We start from the raw sequence: 22,672 nt of genomic DNA on the forward strand, positions 1-22,672 counted from the left end.
GGTCGTCGCGCGCTAACTCAGCGGTTCGATGCGGATGTTGCGGTAACGGACCTTGTTGCCGTGGTCCTGCAGCCGGATGGCTCCGGCCGCGGGACCCTCGGCGATCCCGCCGCCCGTCGGGCCGTCGACGGTCACGTCGTCGTGGATCTTCTTGCCGTTCCACACCACGGTGACCCGCGCGTCCGACGTCTTGTTCCCTTCGGCGTCGTAGCGCGCCGCGCGGAAGACGATGTCGTACGACTGCCAGGTCTCGGGCGCCCGCGCGGCGTTCACGTCGGGGGCCTTCTTCAGATAGATCGCTCCCGCCTCGTTGGTGGCGGGTGTGGTGTCGCCGTAGGAGTCCAGGATCTGGAGCTCGTAGCGGTCCTGGAGGTAGACGCCGCTGTTGGCGCGGTCCTGTCCCGTCACGTCCGGGGGCAGCTGGGGCAGCCAGTACTCCACGTGCAGCTTGAAGTCGTCGTAGCTGTTCTTGGTGCGGATGTCCCCGCAGCAGACCTCCGTCGCGCCGTCGGTGACGGGCCACTCCACAGGGCGCCCGTCGGTGTGCTGCCACCGGTCGAGGCCGTCGCCGTCGAACAGGGTGACCGGGCTGCCGTGCCGGTCGACGGTGAGGAGGTCGAGGTTGACGTGGCCGGTGTCGCCCTCGTCGTACCGGTAGGCGATGCTGTTGTGCCCGGCCTTCAGCCTCAGTGCCTCGGTCTGCGTCGACCAGGTGTCCCAGTCGCCGGTGCTGCGGAACTCGGTCTGCTTCACCTTCCGTCCGTTGACGTACAGGGACAGGGACTTGGTGCCCCGGAAGGGGTCGGGGCCGTTGGAGTAGCGCAGCCCCACGTCGTACGTTCCGCTCCTGCGCACGTCGACGTCGAAGGTCGTCGTGGCGCCCCGGGTGCCGTACCGGTCGACGAATCCGCTGCCGGAGTAGCCCCGGTGGTCCGTGTTGATGCCGGCCGCGCCGGTGAGGGACGCCTCCTCCGCCTCGTACAGCGGGCCCTGTTCGGGCTGCTTGCCCGGCATGGCGTTGAGCGTGTACCAGGCCTCCGTGCTCCACAGGGTCTCGCCCGACGCCGAGCTGAACGGACGCGGGGAGCGCAGGTGCACGACGCGGCCCGGCTTGAGTCCCTCGACGGCCAGGGTCACCTTCCTGCGGTCGTCCGACAGCTTCGCCGAGGTCACCTCCAGGGTCTCCTCGGCGATCTTGGGGCCGCCGTAGTCGCGCGTCGGGGTGTAGCGCCACTGCTCGGCCTCGTAGTGGCTGACAAGGTTGTCAGCGGTCTCCTGCGACAGGGGCTGGGTGTACTCCAGCTCGAAGCCGCCCTTCTTCACCCGCATGGCCTGGATGTCGAAGGTGTTGCCGCCGTTCGGCGTCAGCTTCTGGAGGCCGTACCTGAGCTTGCCCTCCTGGCCCCAGTTGCCGTCCGCTCCCAGACCGCCCGCGTAGATCGCGCCGTCGGGGCCCATGGTGATCCGGTTGACGCCGGCCTCGAGGCCCTGGGTGAAGCGGAAGACCGCGCCCTGGTACTGGCCCTTGACCTTCTCCAGGTAGGCGCGCTGGAGACCGCCGTAGGTGACGTCGCCGAACAGCATCTGCCCCTTGAACCTGCCCTTGGTCAGGTAGAGCGGTGTGCTGGGCGAGTTGGCGATCTCGTTCTGCGGGAGCCAGAGCACCGGCTGGGTCACCGGCTCGGAGTCGAAGGGGCCCGCGGGGTTGGTGTAGTGGTTGAAGAAGCGGTCCTGCTTGATGTGGACCAGTTTCGACGAGGGGAGCCAGCCGCCCTGGTTGTCGGTGGCGAAGATGTCGCCGCCGGGGCCCCAGCCGATGCCGTTGGGGGTGCGCAGGCCGCCGGCGAGGTAACTGACCTTGCCGGTCTTCTTGTTGACCTTGATGGTCGCGCCGCGGCCGGGTGCGGGCTGCGGATCCGTGGTGGCGCCGCCGTAGTTGATGGCGACGGACAGGTTCAGGTAGAAGTAGCCCTTGCTGTACAGCAGTCCGAAGGCGAACTCGTGGAAGTTGCCGCCGTAGGGCCAGGTGGCGATCGTCTTGAACTTGTCCATGAAGCCGTCGCCGTCGCTGTCACCCAGCTCCGTCAGCTCGTGCTTCTGTGAGACGAAGACGGTGCCGTCGACGACCTTGAGGCCCATCGGCTCCTTGAGGCCCTCGGCGATCTTCGTGGCCTTCACCTTGTCCGGGCCCGTGGTGCCGGTGACCTCGTCCATGACGTAGACCTCGCCGGCGGTGTTGTCGGTGCCGCCCCAGGTGCTCACCACCAGACGGCCGTCGGGCAGCCAGTCCATGCCGGTGACCTGCGGTTCGAAGCCCTCGGGGCGCAGGTCGGTGAGGGTGTGGTCGGGGCGCACCGAGTTGAGCGGGAGGCCGTCGCCGGGCGAGTCGCGGAAGCCCTCGCACTCCTTGCGGCCCGGGGCGGTGACCCGGACCACTCCGGCGTCGGTGCTCAGCGCCGTGTTCGGCACGGTCGCGAAGCCGTCGGCGCCCGGGGGCTGCCAGGCGAGGTTGAGCACCTGGTCGCCGCCGCGCTCGAAGTGGTCGATGCGCAACGCGTGCATGCCCTCGGTGAGCTGGACGGTGCCGTCCTTGGGCTCGGCGCCGTGCAGCCCGTCGTGATCGATGACCAGCTGGTCGTCGATCAGCAGCCGCGAGCCGTCGTCACTGGTCAGCCGGAAGGTGTACGAACCGTCGGCCGGTACGTGGAGGTTGCCGGTGACCTGGGTGACGAAGTTGTCACCGAACCCGCCGAAGTCGCCGGTCGTGCTCCAGTCGACGGTCGGCATCAGCTTGTCGACGTTGGGGGTCTGTCCGGGCTTGAGCGTGCAGATCTTCTCGAGCGGGACCTGCACGTCGAAGACGCGCAGGGTGACACCGGGCTCCTGCGGCGGCACGTCGGCCTGTGGTGCGGAGCCCGGTCGGGCCGATGCCAGGGGAGCCCCCCAGAGCCCGCCCGCGACGAACGCCCCGACGAGCAGTCCCGTCAGGGATCTTCGGGCGCGCCGGTACAGCCGTGCGTCCATGCTTCCTCCTGCTGAGTCGACCGGAGGGCCGGATAACTTCGGTGCCGAATGGCGAACCGCCAACGGTTGCGGCCGACACGCTAGGAGACTTCTGCTCAACTCGTCCAGACTTTGTACTCGATGAGTTCAAAGTCCTTCGAGTGGGCAGCATTCATCGATGTAATGGGTGTGCCGCGGGACGGGTGTGCGGTTACGAGGAGGGCGGGATGCGGTAGACGGACACGTGGGAGCGCGACTCGGCGGTGAACGCGGCGCCGGCCCAGTCCGCGTGCCTGGACTCCAGCTCGAAACCGGCCAGTTGGGCCATGAGGTCGAGTTCGGCCGGCCAGATGTAGCGATGAGGGGTGCGGAACAGCTGCGCCTGCCGGCTGTCGTCGAAGTGGAAGTGGTGCGACACGACGTGCTGGCGCAGGGTGTCGTAGGTGTCCAGGCCGATGTACCCGGAATCGGACTGCCAGACCGTGGCCGACTGACCCGGTGGCAGTTTGCGCAGCTCGGGCACCCAGAGCTCGATCACGAACCGCCCGCCGGGGCCGAGGTGACGGGCGGCGTTGCGGAAGCACGCGACCTGCTCGGCCTGGGTGAGCAGATTGGAGATCGTGTTGAAGACGAGGTAGACGAGGGTGTACTCCCCGGGGGCGGTGGTGGTCGCCATGTCACCGATGATCACGGGGATCGTGGCTTCGTCGGCCTTGATCCGCAACTGCTCCACCATCGGCCGGGACAACTCGATGCCGGTGACGGGGACTCCGCGCCCGGCGAGCGGAACGGCCACCCGGCCCGTCCCGATGGCGAACTCGAGGGCCGCCCCGCCCTCGGCGAGCCGGGCGAGGCGGTCCACGGTCGGTTCCAGCACCTCGGGTGCGAACATTCCGGTGCCGGGCGTGTCATAGCGCTGGGCGGCGTCAGCGTCCCAGATGTCCTTTTGCTCCATTCCGTCAACGCTCGCCGCCGGAGCCGGTGGTGTCCAGCGAATTACGTCAGGGCTTGCGGGCGAGACCGCCGTGCTCGCCGATGGGTTCCGGGGTGGGGGTGTCGCTGTCCGGGCGCCACAGCGGGACGGAGACGACGCCGGGATCGACGAGGTCCAGGCCCTCGAAGTACGCCGTGATCTGGTCGACGGTGCGCAGGTTGTAGGGCACGGCGCCGCTCTCGTTGTAGGCGTCCTGGGCCCGCTCGAAGACGGGGTCGACGCCCCGCGAGCCGTCGTTGACGGAGAGGTAGCTGCCGGACGGCAGCGCGGCCATCAGCCGGGTGACGATGGAACGCGCCTGGTCGTAGTCGGCTATGTGACCCAGGATGTTGCTGAGGATGAGGGCGGTGGGACGCTCGAAGTCCAGCGTCTGCGCGGCGACCTCCAGGATGCGGTCGGGCTCCAGTACGTCGGCGTCCACGTACGCGGTCGCCCCTTCCGGGGCGGAGTAGAGCAGGGCGCGGGCGTGGGCCAGGACCATCGGGTCGTTGTCGACGTAGACGATCCGCGACTCGGGGGCGATCCGCTGGGCGACCTGGTGGGTGTTGTCGGCCGTCGGCAGCCCGGTCCCGATGTCCAGGAACTGCCGGATGCCGGCCTCGCCCGCCAGGTAGGTGATGTTGCGGCGCAGGAAGGCACGGCTGCTGCGGGCGATGGTGACGATCCCGGGGAAGACGTCGGTGTAGGCGTCGCCGGCCTCCTCGTCGACGGGGTAGTTGTCCTTCCCGCCCAGCCAGTAGTTCCAGATCCGGGCCGAGTGCGGCACCGAGGTGTCGATCTTCTGTTGCGCTGATCCTGGCGCCGCGGCAGGGTCGGTCATGTGTACCGTCCGTAGTCGTTCGAGGGCTGTTTTGGCCAACGCATAATCTACGGTCCCACAGCTCGTCGGCGCAGGCTTGTTCGGCAGGGGCACGGGGCGACTTCGGACGGCCCGGCCTGCAAAACGGGCGAGGTTCCCCGCCGCGCCGCGCGGCCCGGTGGCCACTGGTTCCTCGCCCCCGCCGCCCCTTCCCGTTCCCGTCCTCAAGGGGCGCTGCCCCTTGGACCCCGACGCGCGGGCGGGTGGGGGTTGTTCGCGCCCACGCGGCGGAGCCGCATATCGACACAGCTCCGCGCCCCTCCAGGGGCGCGGGGAACCGCGCGAACGGGGGTCTGGGGGCGGAGCCCCCAGGGACGGGAAGGGAAGGGGCGGCGGGGGCGATGACCGCTTCTGGCAGCAGACGGACGACGGGCCGCCCTGCTGACCAGGCGGGCCGCCCAGCAGGGCGGGTCCAGCCGGTCAAAAGGGCGGTCGAGGTGCGGCAGTCGGTCCACGGCCCCATTCCCCGTGAACCGCGACGGCCGGGCCGGCTCCCCGCTCAGCCGAGTTCCACCAGCAGGTCGCCGCCCTCCACCTGCTGAACGCGGTTGATGGCCAGCCGGGCGACCGTGCCGGACTTCGGGGCGGTGATCGCGGCCTCCATCTTCATCGCCTCGATCGTGGCCACCGTGGCACCGGCCGCCACCTCGTCGCCCTCGGCGACCGCGAGGGTCACCACACCGGCGAAGGGGGCCGCGACATGGCCGGAGTTGGCGCGGTCGGCCTTCTCGGTGACCGGGACGTCGGAGGCCGCCGCCCGGTCGCGGACCTGGATCGGCCGCAGCTGGCCGTTCAGGGTGGACATCACGGTGCGCATGCCCCGCTCGTCGGCGTCGCCCACCGCCTGCAGCTCGATGAGGAGCCGCACGCCGGGGTCGAGGTCGACGCTGTACTCCGTGCCGGGGCGCAGCCCGTAGAAGAAGTCCTTGCTGTCCAGGACGCTGGTGTCACCGAAGGACTGCCGGTGCGTCTCGAACTCCCGGGTGGGGCCGGGGAAGAGGAGGCGGTTGAGGGTCGCCCTGCGGTCCTTCGCCAGGCCCGCGTGGTCGTCGGCGGTCAGCTCCTGGACGGGCTTGGGCTCGGCGCGGCCCCGCAGGGCCTTGCTGCGGAACGGCTCGGGCCAGCCGCCGGGCGGGGTGCCCAACTCGCCGCGCAGGAAGCCGATGACGGAGTCCGGGATGTCGAACCGGTCCGGCTCCTCCTCGAAGTCCCGCGGGGAGACGCCCGCGCCCACCAGGTGCAGGGCCAGGTCGCCGACCACCTTCGACGAGGGGGTGACCTTCACCAGGCGGCCGAGCATCCGGTCGGCGGCGGCGTACATCGCCTCGATGTCCTCGAAACGGTCGCCGAGGCCCAGCGCGATCGCCTGGGTGCGCAGGTTGGACAACTGCCCGCCGGGGATCTCGTGGTGGTAGACGCGGCCGGTCGGCGAGGCCAGGCCGGCCTCGAAGGGTGCGTAGACCTTGCGGACGCTCTCCCAGTAGGGCTCCAGGTCGCCGACGGCCGTCAGGTCCAGTCCGGTGGGGCGCTCGGAGTGGTCGGTCGCGGCGACGATCGCCGACAGGGAGGGCTGGGAGGTGGTGCCCGCCATCGAGGCCACCGCTCCGTCGACCGCGTCCGCGCCGGCCTGGATCGCGGCGAGGTAGGTGGCGAGCTGGCCGCCGGCGGTGTCGTGGGTGTGCAGGTGGACCGGCAGGTCGAACTCCCGGCGCAGGGCCGACACCAGCGTCGCCGCCGCGGGGGCCCGCAGCAGTCCGGCCATGTCCTTGACGGCCAGGACGTGCGCGCCCGCCGCCACGATCCGCTCGGCCAGGCGCAGGTAGTAGTCCAGGGTGTAGAGCCGCTCGGACGGGTCGGACAGGTCGGCGGTGTAGCACAGGGCCACCTCGGCGACGGCCGTGCCGGTCTCGCGCACGGCGTCGATCGCGGGCCGCATCCGGGAGACGTCGTTGAGCGCGTCGAAGATGCGGAAGATGTCGATGCCGGTGGCCGCCGCCTCCTGGACGAAGGCGTCGGTCACCTCGGTCGGGTACGGCGTGTAGCCCACGGTGTTGCGGCCGCGCAGCAGCATCTGGAGGCAGATGTTGGGCACGGCCTCCCGCAGGGCGGCCAGGCGCTCCCACGGGTCCTCGGCGAGGAAGCGCAGGGCGACGTCGTACGTGGCGCCGCCCCAGCACTCCAGCGAGAACAGCTCGGGCAGGGTGCGCGCCACCACGGGGGCGACGGCGAGCAGGTCCTTGGTGCGGACCCGGGTGGCGAGCAGCGACTGGTGGGCGTCGCGGAACGTGGTGTCGGTGACGCCGATGGTCGGCGCGTCGCGCAGCCGGCGGGCGAAGCCGTCGGGACCGAGTTCGGCGAGCCGCTGCCTCGAGCCGGCCGGCGGCTCACCGGCCGGCAGCGGCGGCAGCTTGGTGAGCGGGTCGATCAGCCGGGGCCGCTCGCCGTGCGGCTTGTTCACCGTGACGTCGGCGAGGTACGTCAGCAGCTTGGTGCCGCGGTCGGCGGAGTGGCGGGCGGTGAGCAGCTCGGGACGCCGCTCGATGAACGAGGTCGTGACGTGTCCGGCCTGGAAGTCCGGATCGTCCAGGACCGCCTGCAGGAAGGGGATGTTGGTGGCGACGCCGCGGATGCGGAACTCGGCCACCGCACGCCGGGCCCGGCCCACCGCGGCGGCGAAGTCCCGTCCCCGACAGGTGAGTTTCACCAGCATCGAGTCGAAGTGGGCGCTGATCTCCGTACCGGCGTGGGTGGTTCCGCCGTCCAGACGGATGCCGGAGCCGCCGGGCGAGCGGTAGGCGCTGATGCGGCCGGTGTCGGGGCGGAATCCGTTGGCCGGGTCCTCGGTGGTGATGCGGCACTGCAGCGCGGCGCCCCGCAGGGTGACGGTCTCCTGGGCCAGACCGAGGTCGGCGAGGGTCTCGCCGGCGGCGATGCGCAGCTGCGCCTGCACCAGGTCGACGTCGGTGACCTCCTCGGTCACCGTGTGCTCGACCTGGATGCGCGGGTTCATCTCGATGAAGACGTGGTTGCCGTCCCGGTCGAGGAGGAACTCCACCGTGCCGGCGTTGCGGTAGCCGATCCGCCGGGCGAAGTTCACGGCGTCGGCGCAGATGCGGTCACGCAGCGCGGGGTCGAGGTTGGGCGCGGGCGCGAGTTCGATCACCTTCTGGTGGCGGCGCTGCACCGAGCAGTCCCGCTCGAACAGGTGGATGACGTCGCCCTGCCCGTCGGCGAGGATCTGCACCTCGATGTGGCGGGGGTCGACGACGGCCTTCTCCAGGAAGACCGTGGGGTCGCCGAACGCGGACGCCGCTTCCCGGGAGGCCGCCTCGACGGCCTCCCGCAGCTGGGCGGGGTCCTCGACGCGGCGCATGCCGCGGCCGCCGCCGCCGGCGACCGCCTTGACGAACACGGGGAAGCCGATGCCGTCGGCGGCGCGGACGAGTTCGTCGACGTCGGTGGAGGGCGCCGAGGAGCCGAGCACGGGCACGCCGGCCTCGCGGGCGGCGGCCACCGCGCGGGCCTTGTTCCCGGTCAGTTCCAGGATCCGGGCGCCGGGTCCGACGAAGGTGATGCCGGCCTCTTCGCAGGCCCTGGCCAGTTCGGGGTTCTCGGACAGGAATCCGTAGCCCGGGTAGACGGCGTCGGCGTCCGCGCGGCGCGCGGCGCGGACGATCTCCTCGACGGAGAGGTAGGCCCGCACCGGATGTCCCGGTTCGCCGATCTCGTACGCCTCGTCCGCCTTCAGGCGGTGCAGCGAGTTGCGGTCCTCGTGCGGGAAGACGGCGACGGTTCGGGCGCCCAGTTCGTAGCCCGCACGGAACGCCCGAATCGCGATCTCGCCGCGGTTGGCGACCAGCACCTTGCGGAACATTCTCGATCCCTCCAGCCTGCCGGTGACGAAGACCATCGTGTCGGTGGCGGGTTCGGTACGCCATGTGAACCGGGCCACTCACCTTCGGTCCGCCGACGGTGTGAGGGGCCATGGAGGAAACGCTTCCTCCATGACCCCTCCATGACCCCTCCATGACCCCTCCGTGGCCCTCCCCGGCCCTCGTGCGTGCCGGGGGAGCGCTACTTCGTGATCTCGAGCAGCCTGTTCGGTGTGCCGGTGCCCGGCTTGCCGGTCCTGTCCGCGGTGGCCGCGCCGGCCACGCGGGAGGGAAGGCCGTCGAGGCGCCGGACGTCGTCCCCGCGCCCTCGGCGCCGTCGCTCCGGGCCGAGGTGGTGCCGGAGCCGGGCGTGTGGAGGTCTACGGCCGCACCGAAGCCGGAGGAGCCGGACCGGGCGTCGTCCTGCGGCGGCGGCCGGGATCGCCCTGGAGGTGCCGGCACAGCGGCTGCGGCGGCCGGAACGCGACGGCCCGGCCGTGCGCACGTACCACCCGGAGGTCCCGCCCCGGGTCGAGCACGGGATCAGCGGGCCGGGCCCGGCCTCCCGCCCCTCTTCGCGCATCTCCTCGCGCATCCCCCGGAGTGGGCCACGGCCGACCTGGACGAGGCCGAGCAGGCCCGGCACGCCCACGACGGGCGTCCCGCCCGCAGGCACGGGGACCTCGGGTCAGGCCTCGCCGGTCTCGAAGCGGGAGATGCGGCCGTCGTCGTCGACGGTGAAGGACCACCGGGTGCGCATCTCGCCCCAGGTGTCGTTGCTGTGGCGGGCGAGGAGCCGGCGGCCGCCGCCGGACTCGTTGTCGACCTCCAGGTGCCCGTGGGAGGAGAAGATCTCCCGGTCGACCCACTCGGTGAGGTCGCGCTCGGAACCGTCGTCCGCCATCGTGGCACCGGGCGCCAGCAGAGCCAGGAAACCGTCCCGGTCGCGGTTGTTGACGGCCGTGACGAAGGCGCGGACGGCGGGGTCGCGCAGACGGGTGCTCTGAATCGTCATGCCTGACAGCGTCGTACCGGCCGCCGGACCCCGCCACCCGCGTCACCCGAACGGCGACCGGTGGCGCGCCGGGCCGGTGCGGGGGGTGCGACGGTGGTCGGGCCAAGCCACTGCCCCGGGAGACGACGTGACCTGTTACGACCGACGTGATCTGGGCCTGCTGCTGCTCCGGCTGGGAACGGGCGGGGTGCTCGCGGCGCACGGCGCGCAGAAGCTGTTCGGCTGGTTCGGCGGGGGCGGCCTCGAGGGCACCGGCCAGTTCATGGAGTCCATCGGCTATGTGCCCGGCAGGGCGAGCGCCATGGCGGCGGGCCTCGCCGAGGCCGGCGGGGGCGTGCTGCTCGCACTCGGTCTCGCCACCCCGGCGGCGGGCGCCGCGGCGGCCGGCGCGATGGCGGGCGCGTCCGCCGTGCACGCGCCCAACGGCTTCTTCAACCAGGAGGGCGGCTTCGAGTACGCCGCGTCCCTGGGCCTGACGGCCGCCGGTCTCGCCGTCGCGGGTCCCGGCCGGCTCTCCCTGGACCACGCCCTCGGCCACGCGGTCAACCGGAGCTGGATGATCCCGGCGGCCTTCGCGGTGACCGCGGCGGCCACGACGATGACGGTGGGGGCGCGTGTCCGGCGGCTGCGCAGGGCCAAGGAGGGCGAGCAGGAGACGCTGTTCGAGGAGTAGTCCGAGGAACGGTCCGCCGCGCCGACGGCCTCAGCAGCCCGTCGACTCGGTACAGGGCCCGCCCTCGGGCAGATGCGTCTCGGCCCACTTGCCGAGCTCCTTGAGCGCGGGGCCCAGCGCGGCGCCCGACTCCGTCAGACGGTAGGTGACCCGCAGCGGCGGTCCCTCGTCGACCTCACGGACCAGGAGTCCCGCGGCGCCCAGTTCGGTCAGCCGGTCGGAGAGCATGCGCTCGCTGATGCCGGGAATCGCCCGGCGCAGGTCGGCGAAGTACGCCGGCTGTTCCACCAGCACGGCCACGATCGGGCCGGTCCAGCGCTTCCCGAGCAGCTGGAAGACGCGGGTGATCCCGCCGTCCACCTTCTTGCACGCCTCTGACCCATGCACCTGCTCGACTGCCATGCCCCCAGGGTACTACCCCTCCACAAGGGGATGAAAAAAAGTAAGCACCTGTGTTATCCATAGTCGAGTACGAATTCTCAGCGGTGGCGTTCCGGCGCTCCCGCCCCTGCACCCATGGGAGAAACCCCCGATGGCCACCCTTCTGCACATCGATTCCTCCGTGTTCCCGGCGTCCGCCTCCGCGTCCCGCGCCGTGGCGGAGACCTTCCGCAGGACCTGGGAGGAGCAGCACCCCGAGGGCACGGTGATCTACCGCGACCTCGCCGTGAACCCGGTTCCGCACATCACCGCCGACGCCCACACGGCGGCCTTCGCGGACCCCGCCGCACACACTCCCGGGCAGGCCGCCGCCTTCGCCGGGCGCCTGCAGCTGATCGAGGAGTTCGAGCGGGCGGACGCGCTGCTGATCGGCGCCCCGATGTACAACTTCACGATCCCCTCCACGCTCAAGGCGTGGCTGGACAACGTGATCCTGATGGGCCGTACCGCGGGCGAGAACCCCTCCGCCAAGGGCACCCCGGTCACCGTGATCGCCAGCCGCGGCGGCTCCTACGCGCCGGGCACCCCGCGCGAGGGCTACGAGTACGTGCAGAACTACCTGCGGGCGGTGCTGGTCGACTTCCTGGGCCTCGACCTCGACTTCATCGTCCCGGAGCTGACCATGGCCGCGCAGAACCCGGCGATGGCCGAGCTGGTCCCGCTCTTCGAGAGCTCCCGGGAGCGCGCCCACGAGGACGCGGCCGTCAAGGCCAAGGCCCTCGCCGAGCAGCTGGCGGCCTAGGGCCGGTCACGGGCGCCGGGCGCCGGGTGCCGGGTGCCGGGTGCCGGGTCAGGCCCGGCGCCTGGCGTCCTCCAGGTAGTGCAGTACGGCGGCGACCCGGCGGTCCGTGCGGTCGGTCGGCGCCAGGTCGAGCTTGGCGAAGATGCTGCGGATGTGCTTGTGGACGGCCCCGTCGGTGACGACGAGCCGTTCGGCGACGGCCGCGTTGCCGAGCCCTTCGGCCATCAGGGCCAGCACCTCGCGTTCACGGGGACTGAGCCGCTGCAGCCGGGCGTCGGGCCGGGAGCGGCTGAGCAGTTGGGCGACGACCTCGGGATCGATGGCGGTGCCGCCCTCTGCCACCCGGTGCAGCGCGGCGAGGAACTCCTCGACCCGGCCGACCCGTTCCTTCAGCAGGTAGCCGAGCCGGGCGCTGCCCTGGGCGAGCAGATCGGTGGCGAAGGCCTGCTCGACGTAGGCGGACAGGACGAGGACGGCGAGCTCGGGCCGGCGCCGCCGGGCCTCCACGGCCGCGGTGATCCCCTCGTCGGTGTGGGTGGGCGGCATCCGGACGTCGACGATGGCGACGTCCGGCTTCTCCGCGTCCACCGCGGCCAGGAAGGCGTCGGGGTCCTCGGCCGTGGCCACCACGTCCAGTGACTCGGCGCGCAGCAGCAGCGCCAGCCCTTCGCGCAGCAGGGCGTCGTCCTCGGCGATCACGATCCGCATGGCAGGGTCACCTTCAGGGTGGTGGGGCCGCCGGGAGGGCTGGCCAGTTCCAGTGTTCCGTCGTGCGCCTCGGTGCGTCGGCGGATGCCGGTGAGCCCGGATCCGTTCCGCTCGTCCGCTCCGCCGCGGCCGTCGTCGTGGATCTCCACGTACAGCCGGTCGTCCAGGCGGCGCACGACGACACCGGCGTCGCGGGCGCCGCTGTGCTTGGCGATGTTGCTGAGGGCCTCGGCGACCACGAAGTACGCCGTCGCCTCCACGGACGCCGCGCACCGGCCTGCCACGTCGGCGTCGACGCGGCAGGGCACCGGGCAGTCGGCCGCCAGGGCGGTGAGGGCGTCGGGCAGACTGCGGTCGGCGAGGACCGGCGGGAGGATGGAGCGGACGACCGCCCGCAGTTCGGCCAGCGCCTGTTCGGCGGCCTCCTGGGCCCGTTCGAGGACGGCGTCGGCCTCACCGGGGTCGCGGGTCAGGGCGCGGCGGGCCGCGCCGAGCAGCACGGTGACCGCGACGATCCGGTTCTGCGTGCCGTCGTGCAACGCGCGTTCGACGCGGCGCAGTTCGGTGGCGTGGGCGTCGAGTGCGGCGGCCCTGGTGGCGGTGAGTTCGGCGACCCGCAGGACGAGGTCGGTCCCGGGGTCCGGGCTGAGCAGCCGCCGACCGGGCCAGGCCTGGAGCCGGGCGAGCACGGGGGTGCACAGCACGATGCCGACGACGCCCAGCACGCCGAGGAGGGTGACGAACAGGGCGCCGGGCCAGTCGCGCACGGTCCACCAGCCCAGGGTCGCGGTCGCCTCGCTCTCCGGCAGGAGGCGCCAGTACAGCGGGAAGGTGGTGTCGTGGGCCGCGTTCAGCGGCAGCGTCGCCCCGATCAGACCGAGGAGCAGGCCGAAGGTCGCGTGCGTGCACACCCAGCGCACCTCACGGCGGACGGCACGGTCCGCGACCGCCGCCCGCAGCCCGGCCGGCTGCTCCGGCGGACCGATGATCTCGGGGCCCCACCGGGACAGCCTGGCCCGTTCCCGGTCGGCGACGGCCCGCACCGCGTGCAGCGCGGACGGCAGCAGCACCAGGCCCACACCGACCAGACAGGTCACCGCCGTCAGGAGCAGCCACAGCGTCGCGAGCAGCGCCAGCAGGCCGGTGCCCATGCCGCCGATGAGGTGTTCCAGTGCGTCCAGGGCGGCCCGGGCACGGACCGGCACGGCCCGTGGACGCGTCGGCGTCGCCTCGTGAGTCACCACCGTTCGCACCTCCCAGGCGCGGAGGATAGAACATCCGGTCCCCGGCCCGCCGGGCCATCCGACCGGTGGTACGCGGCCGGCGGCGCCGCGGGCCGCGTGCGGTACGCGGCCGGGCGCGCTCCGGGCCCGGGACCGGCGCGGCGTGCTCACTCGCGGACGCCGATGCCCTCGACCGGAGGGGTGCGCAGGAGCCGGCCGACGGGAAGCACCGTGGCGACGAGCGCCAGGACGACGGTGCCGCCGGCCACAACGGCCCACCCGGCGGCCGGAACATGGGGCACGCGCTGCCCGGCCGCGGCGTTGACGACCGAGGTGAGGGTGACGGCCGCGATCGCGCCGCCGATGACGAGCGCCACGCCCAGCAGACCGGCCTGTTCGGCGTGCACCATCCGCTTCACCTGACGGCGGGTGACGCCGGCCAGGCGCAGCAGGGCGAGTTCCCGGGTCCGGGCCAGGGCGGCCATGACGAGCGTGTTGGCGGCGGCCAGGACCGCGTATCCGACCAGGACGGCGATGAGCAGCCTGTTCAGCCAGCCGCTGACGGCCAGGTCCCGGGCGATCTCGCCGGTCAGCCGGTCGGTGTCCACCAGCGCGGCGGCCGGGTACCGGCGGGCGAGGCCGGCCAGGGCGGCGCCGGCGTCGGCGTCCGGCGCGGTGCGGATGAGCACCTGGTCGTCGAGTCCGGTGACGGTGTGCCCGGCGAGGGTCTTCGTGTGGAGGGTGACGTCGCCGAAGCCCCAGCCGCGTTCGTACAGCGCGACGACGCGCAGGGTGACGGGCGTGCCGTCGCCGAGCCACAGTCCGGCCCTGTCCCCGAGGTGCCAGCCGGCGGCGTCCGCCTGTGCGGTGGACACGGCCACCGTCCCCGCACGCAGTTCGGCGAGGCTGCCCGACCGGACCCCGAGGTCCATCGTCCGCTCCACCCCCTTCGGGTCGATGCCCTGGGCGACCACGGTCTGCGCCTCGAGCCGGCCCGGCACGACGACCGAGGTGCGGCGCACCCCGGTCGCGGCGAGCACGCCGGGGATGCGGCGGGCCTCCGCCGCGGCGGAGGCGGGCAGACCCGCGGCACCGGTCAGGGCGTGCTGGGCGAGGATGCCGTCGCGGCTCTGCACCACGGTCTGCCGCTGGAGGTTGTCCTGCAGGAACCAGACGGTGCCGCCGAAGCCGACGGCGAGCACCAGCGCGGTGAGGACGGCGACCGTGCCCCGTGCGTTGGCCCGCAGGTTCGCGGCGGCGAGGTAGCCGCTGTCGCCCCACACCGCCCGCAGCACGGGCCCGAGGAACCGGGCCGCGGCCTGGTTGATCCAGGGGGCGAGGAGCGCGACCCCGAGGACGAACGTGTAGAGCATGCCCATCGCGGCACCCAGCGCGGTCTGGCCGTCGGTGGCACCGGTGAGGCCGGTCAGGGACACCGCGACGGCAAGGCACACCAGGCCGCTCACCCCGCGCGCCCTGCTGCCCGGGCCGCGCTCGACGGCCGCTTCTCCGAGCGCCTCGGTGGGCTTGATCCGGGTGACGCGCAGCGCGGCGATCCAGGCGGCCAGGAGCGCCACGGCGGCGACGGCCACGGTCACGGCCGCCGCGGACAGCGGTCCGCCCCGGACGGTGAAACCGTCGGGCACGAACCCCCGGGACACCAGTTCGTCGCGGACGTACCGCGTGGCGAGCAGTCCGGCCGGGACGCCCACGGCGGCGGCGACCGGAGCGAGCAGGCCCACCTCCGCGAGGAGCATCCGCCGCACCTGGCCCGGGGTGGCCGCGACGGCGCGCAGCAGGGCGAGGTCGCGGCGCCGGTGCCGTACCGACAGGCCGACGGTCCCGGCGACGGCGAAGACGATGATCATCGCGGCGTACCCGCCGAACGCGCCGCCGGCCTGGAGGGTGAAGGCCCGTGCGGCCGCGGCCTCGGGCTGGGCGGCCAGTCCGCGCCCGTCACCGGTGTACGCCGTCGCGTCGGCGCCGTCCGCCACCCGGCGCACCGCGGCGAGCACGGCGGAGCGGTCGGCGTCCGGTTCGGTGAGGACGCCGATGGCGTCGAAGCGGTCCGGGCGGGGGTCGAGGCGGGCCGCCCGCGCGTCGGTGAAGAACAGCGCCGCCCCCTCCCCCGGCGCGCCGTCCGTCTCGACCACGCCGCTCACCCGGTACGGTCGGCTCTCTCCCCCGGTGATGACGTCCGTGGTGTCGCCGGGGCCGAGCCCGCGGCCGTCGGCGATCCGGGCGTCGACGGCGATCTCCCCGTCGACGCGCGGGGGTTCACCGGCCACCAGCCGGTACGGGGCGAGGGCGGCGCTCGCCCAGCCGTGCCCCGTGACCGGCAGGTCCGGGGCCACCGTCGTGATGACCGGGATCGCACGGTCGCCCACCGCGCGTGCCACACCGGGCACTTCGGCCAGTTCGCCGGTCAACTTCTCGGGGACGCTGCCGTGTTCGGGAAGCGCGATGGTGGTGTGCTCGGTCTCGCCGAACATCGTCGTGGTCACCCGCAGGTCCCGGTCGGCGACGACGGCGAGCGTGGCGTCATAACGCCCTGGCTGACCCTTGTAACGCCATCCGGACTCCACGAGCAGGGCGCAGGTCATCAGGACGGCGACGCCGGCGGCGAGCGCGACGAACGTGGCGGCGAAACCGCCCTTGCGGAAGCGCACCATCCGCGCGGCCAGGTGGAGCACGGTTCAGCCCTCCCGGCTCGCGACGGGCTGCCGGCGGCCGAGCAGCGCCAGGTGCTCGGCGATCCGCTCGGCCCCGGGCTGCGGCACGTCCCGCACGATCCGCCCGTCGGCGAGGAGCAGCACGCGGTCGGCGTAGGACGCGGCGACCGGGTCGTGGGTCACCATGACGACGGTCTGCCCGAACTGGTCGACCGCCGACCGCAGCAGGGCGAGGACGTCGGCGGCGGTCCGGGTGTCCAGGGCCCCGGTGGGTTCGTCGCAGAAGATCACCTCGGGGCGGGTGACGAGCGCCCGGGCGATGGCGACGCGCTGCTGCTGGCCGCCGGAGAGCCGCGCGGGCCGGTGCCGCAGCCGGTCGCCGAGTCCGACCCGTCCGATCACCTCGGCCACCCAGGCCGGATCCGGCCGGTGGCCCGACAGCCGGGAGGGCAGCAGGATGTTCTGCTCCACGTTCAGCGCGCCCACCAGGTTGAACGCCTGGAAGACGAAACCGACCCGGCCGCGGCGCAGTTCGGTCAGTCGGCTCTCCGACATCGACGACAGGTCGGTGGACCCGATCCGTACCGTCCCGGAGTCCGGCCGGTCCAGTCCGGCCGCGCAGTGCAGCAGGGTGCTCTTGCCCGATCCGGACGGTCCCATCACGGCGGTCATCGTGCCGCGCGTGAACGCGGCGCTCACGTCGTCCAGCGCCACGACCGGCTGCTCACCGCCGTACGCCTTGCGCACATGGTCGAGGCCGACGGCGACGTCGGCCGGGGTCAGTGACATGGTGGGGCGCCTTCCGGGCGTGGTTCGTCGCGGTACCTGAACGACGGTAGGAGGCGCGGGGGCCGCCGCCCATGCAGCCAGTGACCGAACGATGGTGGTGCAGGCACTACCACCCGGCATAACGTCCGTGGTCGCGCCGTTCGCCCCGGCCCGGCGCGGTTCTGGCGGCGAGGACGCGGGACCGCAGGTCAACGGAAGATCACCTACCGGTCTCGGCGGGCCCTCTCCGTGTCGTCTTCGAGACCCACCCGCAACGCGCCGTACCGCACGTTCCGGCCCGCCGCGCCGTCACAGTCACTGAAGTCGGCGTCAACCCACCGAGGGGACAAGGACGATGAAGTGGCACGGGACACGGCGGCCGGCCGGCGGGCTGCTCGCGCTCGCGGCGGCGGGCTGCCTGCTGGCCGGCGGCTGCGGCGCGGGGAGCGACGGCGCCTCCAGGACGAGCGACGCCTCCTACGACCGCGGGGGCGACGGATCGGCGCCGCTGCCCTCCCCCGACCGGGGCTCGGGAGGGCGGTACGACGGCGAACGGGACGAGGGCGAGCAGGACTCCCGCGAGGCCGCCCCCGATCCCGACCACCTGTCGACCTTCGCGCTGGACGTCGACACCGCCTCGTACGGCTATGCCCGCCGCACCCTCGCGGAGGGCAGGCTGCCCGATCCGTCGGCCGTCCGCCCCGAGGAGTTCGTCAACAGCTTCCGGCAGGACTACGAGCGTCCCGGCGGTGACGGCTTCACGGTCACCGTGGACGGCGCCCGCACCGGCGAGGAGGACTGGTCGCTGGTCCGGGTGGGCCTGGCCACCCGGGCCGCCGAGCCGGACGGCGAACGTCCGCCGGCCGCCCTCACGTTCGTCATCGACATCTCGGGGTCGATGGCGGAACCGGGCCGCCTCGACCTCGCCCGGCATTCCCTAGCGACCATGACGGACCGACTGCGCGACGACGACTCGGTGGCCGTCGTGACCTTCAGCGACGAGGCCGAGACCGTCCTGCCGATGACCCGGCTCGGCGGCAACCGGGACGAGATCCACGACGCCGTCGACAGTCTGGAGCCGACCGACTCCACCAACCTCGGGGCGGGCATGGAGACCGGGTACGAGACCGCCGTCGAGGGGCTGCGCGAGGGCGCCACCAACCGGGTCGTGCTCGTCTCGGACGCGCTCGCGAACACCGGTGACACGGACGCCGACGCGATCCTCGAGCGCATCGCGGAGTCCCGCCGCGAGCACGGCATCACCCTGTTCGGCGTCGGTGTCGGCAGCGACTACGGCGACGCGCTCATGGAGCGGCTCGCCGACAAGGGCGACGGCCACACGGTGTACGTGTCCGGCGAGGAGGACGCCCGCGAGGTGTTCTGCGAGCAGCTGCCCCGCACCATCGAGCTGACGGCCCGTGACGCCAAGGCGCAGGTGGCCTTCGACCCGGAGACGGTCGCCGAGTTCCGGCTCGTCGGCTACGACAACCGGCGGGTCGCCGACGAGGACTTCCGTGACGACCGGGTGGACGGCGGCGAGGCCGGGCCCGGCCACACCGTGACCGCCCTGTACGCCGTGCGCACCCTCCCGGGTGCCGAGGGCCACCTCGCCACGGCGACCGTGCGCTGGCTCGACCCCGACAGCCGCACCCCGCACGAGGAGACGGGCGACCTCGAGGCCGACGGTCTCGCCGGCTCCGTGTGGGGCGCGCGGCGCGGTCTGACGGTCGCCGCGACCGCGGCCTACTTCGCCGACGCGCTGCGCTCGTACGACCACCGCCACAGCGCGCTGCCGGGCGCCCCCGGTCTCGGCGAACTCTCCGAGCGGGCCGGTGACCTGGCGGACCGGACGGAGGACGAGGACGTCCGCGAGCTGGCGGAGGCGATCCGCGCGGCGAACCGACTGGACCGACCCCTGCCCATTGACTGATTCTTACGCACCGGTAAGTTGACTCCGGAGTAAGTAAGTACGGCAGTACCAGCACGAGAGCATCAGCCGCGACCGGGAGCCGTCATGGGCGTACGCAGGGATCTGAAACGGGCGACACGACGCACGGGTCCGGCCGGCCGGACCGGGGCCGAGACCGTCAGGGACGAGCACGGCGTCGTGCGTGAGGCCCGTACGGCGGCCCTGGCCCCGCGGCGGACCACCGGCAGCACGGCCGACATCCCGTTCACCAACGCGGCCGAGGCCCCCGACGCGGTGGTGCTGCGGCGCGAGGAGCACGGCGCCTGGCGCCCGGTGACGGCGGCGGCCTTCGCCGAGGAGGTCACCGCCGTGGCCAAGGGGCTGATCGCCGCCGGCCTGGAACCGGGCGACCGGGTCGCCGTGATGTCCCGCACCCGCTACGAGTGGACGGTCCTGGACTTCGCGGTCTGGTCCGCCGGCGGCCGGACCGTGCCGGTCTACCCCACCTCCTCCGCGGAGCAGGTGGGGTGGATCGTCCGTGACTCCGGCGCCCGGTACGTCGTCACGGAGACCGCGCAGAACACGGCCGCCGTCACCACCGGCACCGCCGCCCACCCGGAACCCCCGCGCATATGGGAACTGGAGACGGACGCCCTCACCGGACTCGTCGCACTCGGCCGGGACGTCCCCGACGAGGAGGTCACCGAGCGCCGTACCGCCCTGACCCCCGACAGCGTCGCGACCGTCTGCTACACCTCCGGCACCACCGGACGCCCCAAGGGCTGCGTCCTCACCCACGCCAACCTGTACGCCGAGGCCGCCAACACGGTCGAGCTGCTGCACCCCGTCTTCAAGGAGGTCACGGACCAGACCGCCTCGACCCTGCTCTTCCTCCCGCTCGCCCACATCCTCGGCCGCACCATCCAGATCGCCTGCCTGCTCGCCCGCATCGAGATCGGCCACTTCCCGAGCATCAAGCCCGGCGAACTCCGGCCCGCCCTCAAGTCGTTCCGCCCGACGTTCCTGGTGGGCGTGCCCTACCTCTTCGAGAAGATCCACGACACCGGCCGGGCCACCGCCGAGAAGATCGGCCGCGGCGCCTCCTTCGAACGCGCCCACCGTGTCGCCGTCCGCTTCGGCGAGGCCCACCTCGACAGGTTCCTGGGCCGCGGCAAGGGCCCCGGCCTGCGACTGTACGCCGCCTGGGCCCTGTACGACCTGCTGGTCTACCGCCGGGTCCGCAAGGAACTCGGCGGCCGGACGCGCTACGCCATCAGCGGCGGCTCCCCGCTGGAGCGCGACCTCAACCTCTTCTTCTACGCGGCCGGCATCATGATCTACGAGGGCTACGGCCTGACCGAGACCACCGCCGCCGCCACCATCGTCCCGCCGCTGGGCCCCCGTCCCGGCACGGTCGGGCTCCCGGTCCCCGGCACCGCGGTCCGCATCGCCGACGACGGCGAGGTGCGGATCAAGGGCGGCATCGTCTTCGGGTCGTACTGGAACGACCCGGCCGCCACCGACGAGGCGCTCGACGACGGCTGGTTCACCACCGGCGACCTCGGCTCCCTCGACGAGGACGGCTATCTGACCATCACCGGCCGCAAGAAGGACATCCTCGTCACCTCCGGCGGCAAGAACGTCTCCCCGGCCGTCCTGGAGGACCGGCTGCGCAGCCGCCCGCCCGTCGGCCAGTGCCTCGTCGTCGGCGACAACCGCCCCTTCGTCGCCGCGCTGATCACCCTCGATCCCGAGACGGTCGCCCACTGGCTGGCGGTCCGCGGGCTGCCCGCCGGCACCCCGATGTCCGAGGTCGTCCGCGATCCGCGGATGCGCGCCGACGTGCAGAAGGCCGTGGACTACGCCAACGAGGCCGTCTCCCGCGCGGAGTCCATCCGCGCCTTCACCCTGATCGAGGGCGAGTTCACCGAGGAGAACGGACTCCTGACGCCGTCCCTCAAGGTCAGGCGGCAGGCGGCGCAGGAGGCCTACGCGGACGAGATCGCGGCCCTGTACTCCTGATCCCCGTGTCCCGCAGGGCACGGAGGTAGCGCCCGCGGACGTGGAGCTGCGCCAGCAGGAGAACGGGGAAGAGCGGGCGCCAGGGGCCCGCCGGCGCCGCCCGGGTCAGGGAACGCAGGGTCAGCAGGACCCGGCCGTCGCCGTCCCGGTGCACGATGAAGGCCTCTTCCCCGCTGACCGGGTGGCCCCGGCGGGTGCCGTAGGCGAAACCGCACCGGTCCCCGGTCTCCACCACGGCGACGACCTCGACCGGTTCCCGCACGACGCACCGGCCGAGGCCCGCCGTGACGGTGTACCGGCCGCGCACCCGCACGCCGAGGCCGCCCCCGTCGGCCGGGGCGACGGCGAAGCCGCTGCGCCGTTTGACCTCCCACCGCAGCACCGCCTTGCTGGCGGCGGTCCAGGCGTCCTCTCCCCGTCCGATCGTCACGGTCCTCTCGAACCGGCGGAACCCGGGCGGGGACGCGGACCAGAGCGGGACCCGCGGAGCGGTGGCACCGCGGGGGCCGTAGGTGAGGCCGCCGTCGTCACCCACGTGCGTCCGCCCTCCGCTCCAGGAAGGCGGACAGGCCCGCCAGCAGCCGGTCGACGTCCTCGCCGCTGGTGTACGGGGCCAGGCCGACACGGAGGCCGCCGGTGTCGCCGAGGCCGAGGCGGCGGGACGCCTCCAGCGCGTAGAAGCTGCCGGAGGGCGCGTGGACGCCGCGTCCGGCGAGGAAGCGGTAGGCGTCCTCGGTGCGGTGGCCGTCGAGGGTGAGCAGCAGGGTCGGGGTGCGCCGGGCCGCCCGGGAGTGGACGGTGACCTGCTCCAGCGCCGCCAGCCCCTGCTCCAGCCGGTCGCGCAGGACGCCCTCGTGTTCCTCGATCCCCTCGAACGCCGCGGCGAGCCGTTCCCGGCGGCTGCCGCCCCGCTCGGCGGCCAGCCCGGCCAGGAAGTCGACCGCCGCACGGGTGCCCGCGAGGAACTCGTAGGGCAGCGTGCCGAGTTCGAAGCGCTCGGGCACCGCGTCCGTGGAGGGCAGCAGTTTGTCCGGGCGCAGTGTCTCCAGGAGCTCGGGCCGGGCGGCCAGGACGCCGTGGTGGGGGCCGAGGAACTTGTACGGGGAGCAGACGAAGAAGTCCGCGCCGAGCGCCTCGACGTCGACCGGGGCGTGTGCGGCGTAGTGCACGCCGTCGACGTACAGCAGGGCACCCGCCTCGTGCGTGATCCGCGCGATCTCGGCGACCGGGGGCATCGTGCCGATCAGGTTGGAGGCCGCGGTGACGGCCACCAGCCGGGTGCGCCCGGAGAGCTGGGCGCGGATGTCGTCGGCGGTCAGTTCGCCGGTGGCCGGGTCGAAGTCCGCCCGGCGGACGGTGCAGCCGGTCCGCTCGGCCGCCTGCGTCCAGGGGCGGATGTTGGCGTCGTGGTCCAGCGTGGTGACGACCACCTCGTCGCCCGGTGACCAGGTGTCGGCGAGGGTGCGGGAGAAGTCGTAGGTGAGCTGGGTGGCGCTGCGGCCGAAGACGACGCCCGCCGGGTCGGCGCCCAGGAGGTCGGCCATGGCGCGCCGGGCCTCGACGACGACGGTCTCGGCGTTGCGCTCGCCGGGCAGTCCGTCGCCGCGGATCGAGAGCGGCCGGGACAGCGCGGCGGCGATCGCCTCGATGACGGGCAGCGGCGTCTGGGTGCCGCCGGGGCCGTCGAAGTGCGCGGTGCCGGCGGCCAGCGCGGGCACCTGGGCGCGCAGTGCGGTGAGGTCGTAGGTCACGTGAGGCCTCCTGTCGATGC

Annotated in this window: 16 protein-coding genes; 4 read left to right on the forward strand and 12 right to left on the reverse strand. The window is 73.0% G+C overall.

Annotation, left to right across the window (positions count from 1 at the left end; genetic code table 11):
• Nucleotides 1-12 precede the first annotated feature (12 nt).
• The 5 genes from AB0A94_RS13930 to AB0A94_RS13950 all read right to left on the reverse strand — a co-directional run bounded on the left by AB0A94_RS13930 (nucleotide 13) and on the right by AB0A94_RS13950 (nucleotide 9,743).
• Nucleotides 13-3,024 (reverse strand): family 16 glycoside hydrolase, encoded by a 3,012-nt coding sequence (locus AB0A94_RS13930; protein ID WP_361743621.1) that lies wholly within the window; start codon nucleotides 3,022-3,024, stop codon nucleotides 13-15.
• A gap of 190 nt (nucleotides 3,025-3,214) precedes the next feature.
• Nucleotides 3,215-3,958 (reverse strand): class I SAM-dependent methyltransferase, encoded by a 744-nt coding sequence (locus AB0A94_RS13935; protein ID WP_361743624.1) that lies wholly within the window; start codon nucleotides 3,956-3,958, stop codon nucleotides 3,215-3,217.
• 46 nt (nucleotides 3,959-4,004) lie between these two features.
• Nucleotides 4,005-4,817: an SAM-dependent methyltransferase gene (locus tag AB0A94_RS13940; RefSeq protein ID WP_361743627.1), complete on the reverse strand. Its 813-nt coding sequence runs from the start codon at nucleotides 4,815-4,817 to the stop codon at nucleotides 4,005-4,007.
• 538 nt (nucleotides 4,818-5,355) lie between these two features.
• Entirely contained in the window at nucleotides 5,356-8,730 is a 3,375-nt protein-coding gene (locus AB0A94_RS13945) for a pyruvate carboxylase (RefSeq protein WP_361743727.1), read from the reverse strand.
• A 686-nt stretch (nucleotides 8,731-9,416) separates the two neighbouring features.
• Complete coding sequence (locus AB0A94_RS13950; protein ID WP_361743630.1) at nucleotides 9,417-9,743, reverse strand: nuclear transport factor 2 family protein; 327 nt, start codon at nucleotides 9,741-9,743, stop codon at nucleotides 9,417-9,419.
• Between the two features lie 127 nt (nucleotides 9,744-9,870).
• Between AB0A94_RS13950 and AB0A94_RS13955 the strand changes: the two genes are divergently transcribed.
• Complete coding sequence (locus AB0A94_RS13955) at nucleotides 9,871-10,416, forward strand: DoxX family membrane protein (protein ID WP_361743632.1); 546 nt, start codon at nucleotides 9,871-9,873, stop codon at nucleotides 10,414-10,416.
• Between the two features lie 30 nt (nucleotides 10,417-10,446).
• Here AB0A94_RS13955 and AB0A94_RS13960 read toward each other — a convergent pair whose 3' ends face one another.
• A complete protein-coding gene (locus AB0A94_RS13960) occupies nucleotides 10,447-10,818 on the reverse strand; it encodes a helix-turn-helix domain-containing protein (protein ID WP_361743635.1) in 372 nt (123 codons plus the stop codon).
• 130 nt (nucleotides 10,819-10,948) lie between these two features.
• On the opposite strand from AB0A94_RS13960, the gene AB0A94_RS13965 reads away from it, so the two are divergent.
• Nucleotides 10,949-11,599, forward strand: coding sequence for an NAD(P)H-dependent oxidoreductase (locus tag AB0A94_RS13965; protein ID WP_361743638.1), 651 nt, complete (start codon nucleotides 10,949-10,951; stop codon nucleotides 11,597-11,599).
• Nucleotides 11,600-11,647: 48 nt separating this feature from the next.
• Here AB0A94_RS13965 and AB0A94_RS13970 read toward each other — a convergent pair whose 3' ends face one another.
• The 4 genes from AB0A94_RS13970 to AB0A94_RS13985 all read right to left on the reverse strand — a co-directional run bounded on the left by AB0A94_RS13970 (nucleotide 11,648) and on the right by AB0A94_RS13985 (nucleotide 16,991).
• The gene (locus AB0A94_RS13970; protein WP_361743641.1) at nucleotides 11,648-12,307 is read right to left on the reverse strand and encodes a response regulator transcription factor; all 660 of its coding nucleotides are present in this window, start codon (nucleotides 12,305-12,307) and stop codon (nucleotides 11,648-11,650) included.
• Nucleotides 12,295-13,512, reverse strand: a complete 1,218-nt coding sequence (locus AB0A94_RS13975) for a sensor domain-containing protein (protein WP_361743729.1) — start codon at nucleotides 13,510-13,512, stop codon at nucleotides 12,295-12,297. The genes AB0A94_RS13970 and AB0A94_RS13975 overlap by 13 nt, the downstream gene beginning before the upstream one ends.
• Before the next feature lie 185 nt (nucleotides 13,513-13,697).
• A complete protein-coding gene (locus AB0A94_RS13980) occupies nucleotides 13,698-16,223 on the reverse strand; it encodes an FtsX-like permease family protein (RefSeq protein WP_361743644.1) in 2,526 nt (841 codons plus the stop codon).
• Between the two features lie 3 nt (nucleotides 16,224-16,226).
• Nucleotides 16,227-16,991 carry an ABC transporter ATP-binding protein gene (locus tag AB0A94_RS13985; protein ID WP_361743647.1) on the reverse strand — a complete coding sequence of 255 codons (765 nt, stop codon included), beginning with the start codon at nucleotides 16,989-16,991 and terminating at the stop codon, nucleotides 16,227-16,229.
• Between the two features lie 334 nt (nucleotides 16,992-17,325).
• On the opposite strand from AB0A94_RS13985, the gene AB0A94_RS13990 reads away from it, so the two are divergent.
• Both AB0A94_RS13990 and AB0A94_RS13995 read left to right on the forward strand, forming a co-directional pair.
• Nucleotides 17,326-18,900 carry a von Willebrand factor type A domain-containing protein gene (locus AB0A94_RS13990; protein ID WP_361743650.1) on the forward strand — a complete coding sequence of 525 codons (1,575 nt, stop codon included), beginning with the start codon at nucleotides 17,326-17,328 and terminating at the stop codon, nucleotides 18,898-18,900.
• Between the two features lie 84 nt (nucleotides 18,901-18,984).
• On the forward strand, nucleotides 18,985-20,901 hold the full coding sequence (locus AB0A94_RS13995) for an AMP-dependent synthetase/ligase (protein ID WP_361743653.1): 1,917 nt from the start codon (nucleotides 18,985-18,987) through the stop codon (nucleotides 20,899-20,901).
• Here the strand turns inward: AB0A94_RS13995 and AB0A94_RS14000 are convergent.
• Entirely contained in the window at nucleotides 20,843-21,436 is a 594-nt protein-coding gene (locus AB0A94_RS14000; RefSeq protein ID WP_361743656.1) for a DUF1990 family protein, read from the reverse strand. The two genes, AB0A94_RS13995 and AB0A94_RS14000, sit on opposite strands and share 59 nt — an antisense overlap.
• Nucleotides 21,429-22,652 carry a cysteine desulfurase-like protein gene (locus AB0A94_RS14005; RefSeq protein WP_361743659.1) on the reverse strand — a complete coding sequence of 408 codons (1,224 nt, stop codon included), beginning with the start codon at nucleotides 22,650-22,652 and terminating at the stop codon, nucleotides 21,429-21,431. Before AB0A94_RS14005 ends, AB0A94_RS14000 begins: the two co-directional genes overlap by 8 nt.
• Nucleotides 22,653-22,672: the final 20 nt, after the last annotated feature.

The sequence above is a fragment of the Streptomyces sp. NPDC044984 genome (assembly GCF_040646935.1).
Lineage (GTDB): Bacteria > Actinomycetota > Actinomycetes > Streptomycetales > Streptomycetaceae > Streptomyces.

Coding starts and splice junctions, on each gene's coding strand:
- AB0A94_RS13935 (WP_361743624.1), bottom strand. CDS start 3,958: ATGGAGCAAAAGGACATCTGGGACGCTGACGCCGCCCAGCGCTATGAC.
- AB0A94_RS13940 (WP_361743627.1), bottom strand. CDS start 4,817: ATGACCGACCCTGCCGCGGCGCCAGGATCAGCGCAACAGAAGATCGAC.
- AB0A94_RS13985 (WP_361743647.1), bottom strand. CDS start 16,991: ATGTCACTGACCCCGGCCGACGTCGCCGTCGGCCTCGACCATGTGCGC.
- AB0A94_RS13960 (WP_361743635.1), bottom strand. CDS start 10,818: ATGGCAGTCGAGCAGGTGCATGGGTCAGAGGCGTGCAAGAAGGTGGAC.
- AB0A94_RS13970 (WP_361743641.1), bottom strand. CDS start 12,307: ATGCGGATCGTGATCGCCGAGGACGACGCCCTGCTGCGCGAAGGGCTG.
- AB0A94_RS13945 (WP_361743727.1), bottom strand. CDS start 8,730: ATGTTCCGCAAGGTGCTGGTCGCCAACCGCGGCGAGATCGCGATTCGG.
- AB0A94_RS13950 (WP_361743630.1), bottom strand. CDS start 9,743: ATGACGATTCAGAGCACCCGTCTGCGCGACCCCGCCGTCCGCGCCTTC.
- AB0A94_RS13995 (WP_361743653.1), top strand. CDS start 18,985: ATGGGCGTACGCAGGGATCTGAAACGGGCGACACGACGCACGGGTCCG.
- AB0A94_RS13930 (WP_361743621.1), bottom strand. CDS start 3,024: ATGGACGCACGGCTGTACCGGCGCGCCCGAAGATCCCTGACGGGACTG.
- AB0A94_RS13990 (WP_361743650.1), top strand. CDS start 17,326: ATGAAGTGGCACGGGACACGGCGGCCGGCCGGCGGGCTGCTCGCGCTC.
- AB0A94_RS13965 (WP_361743638.1), top strand. CDS start 10,949: ATGGCCACCCTTCTGCACATCGATTCCTCCGTGTTCCCGGCGTCCGCC.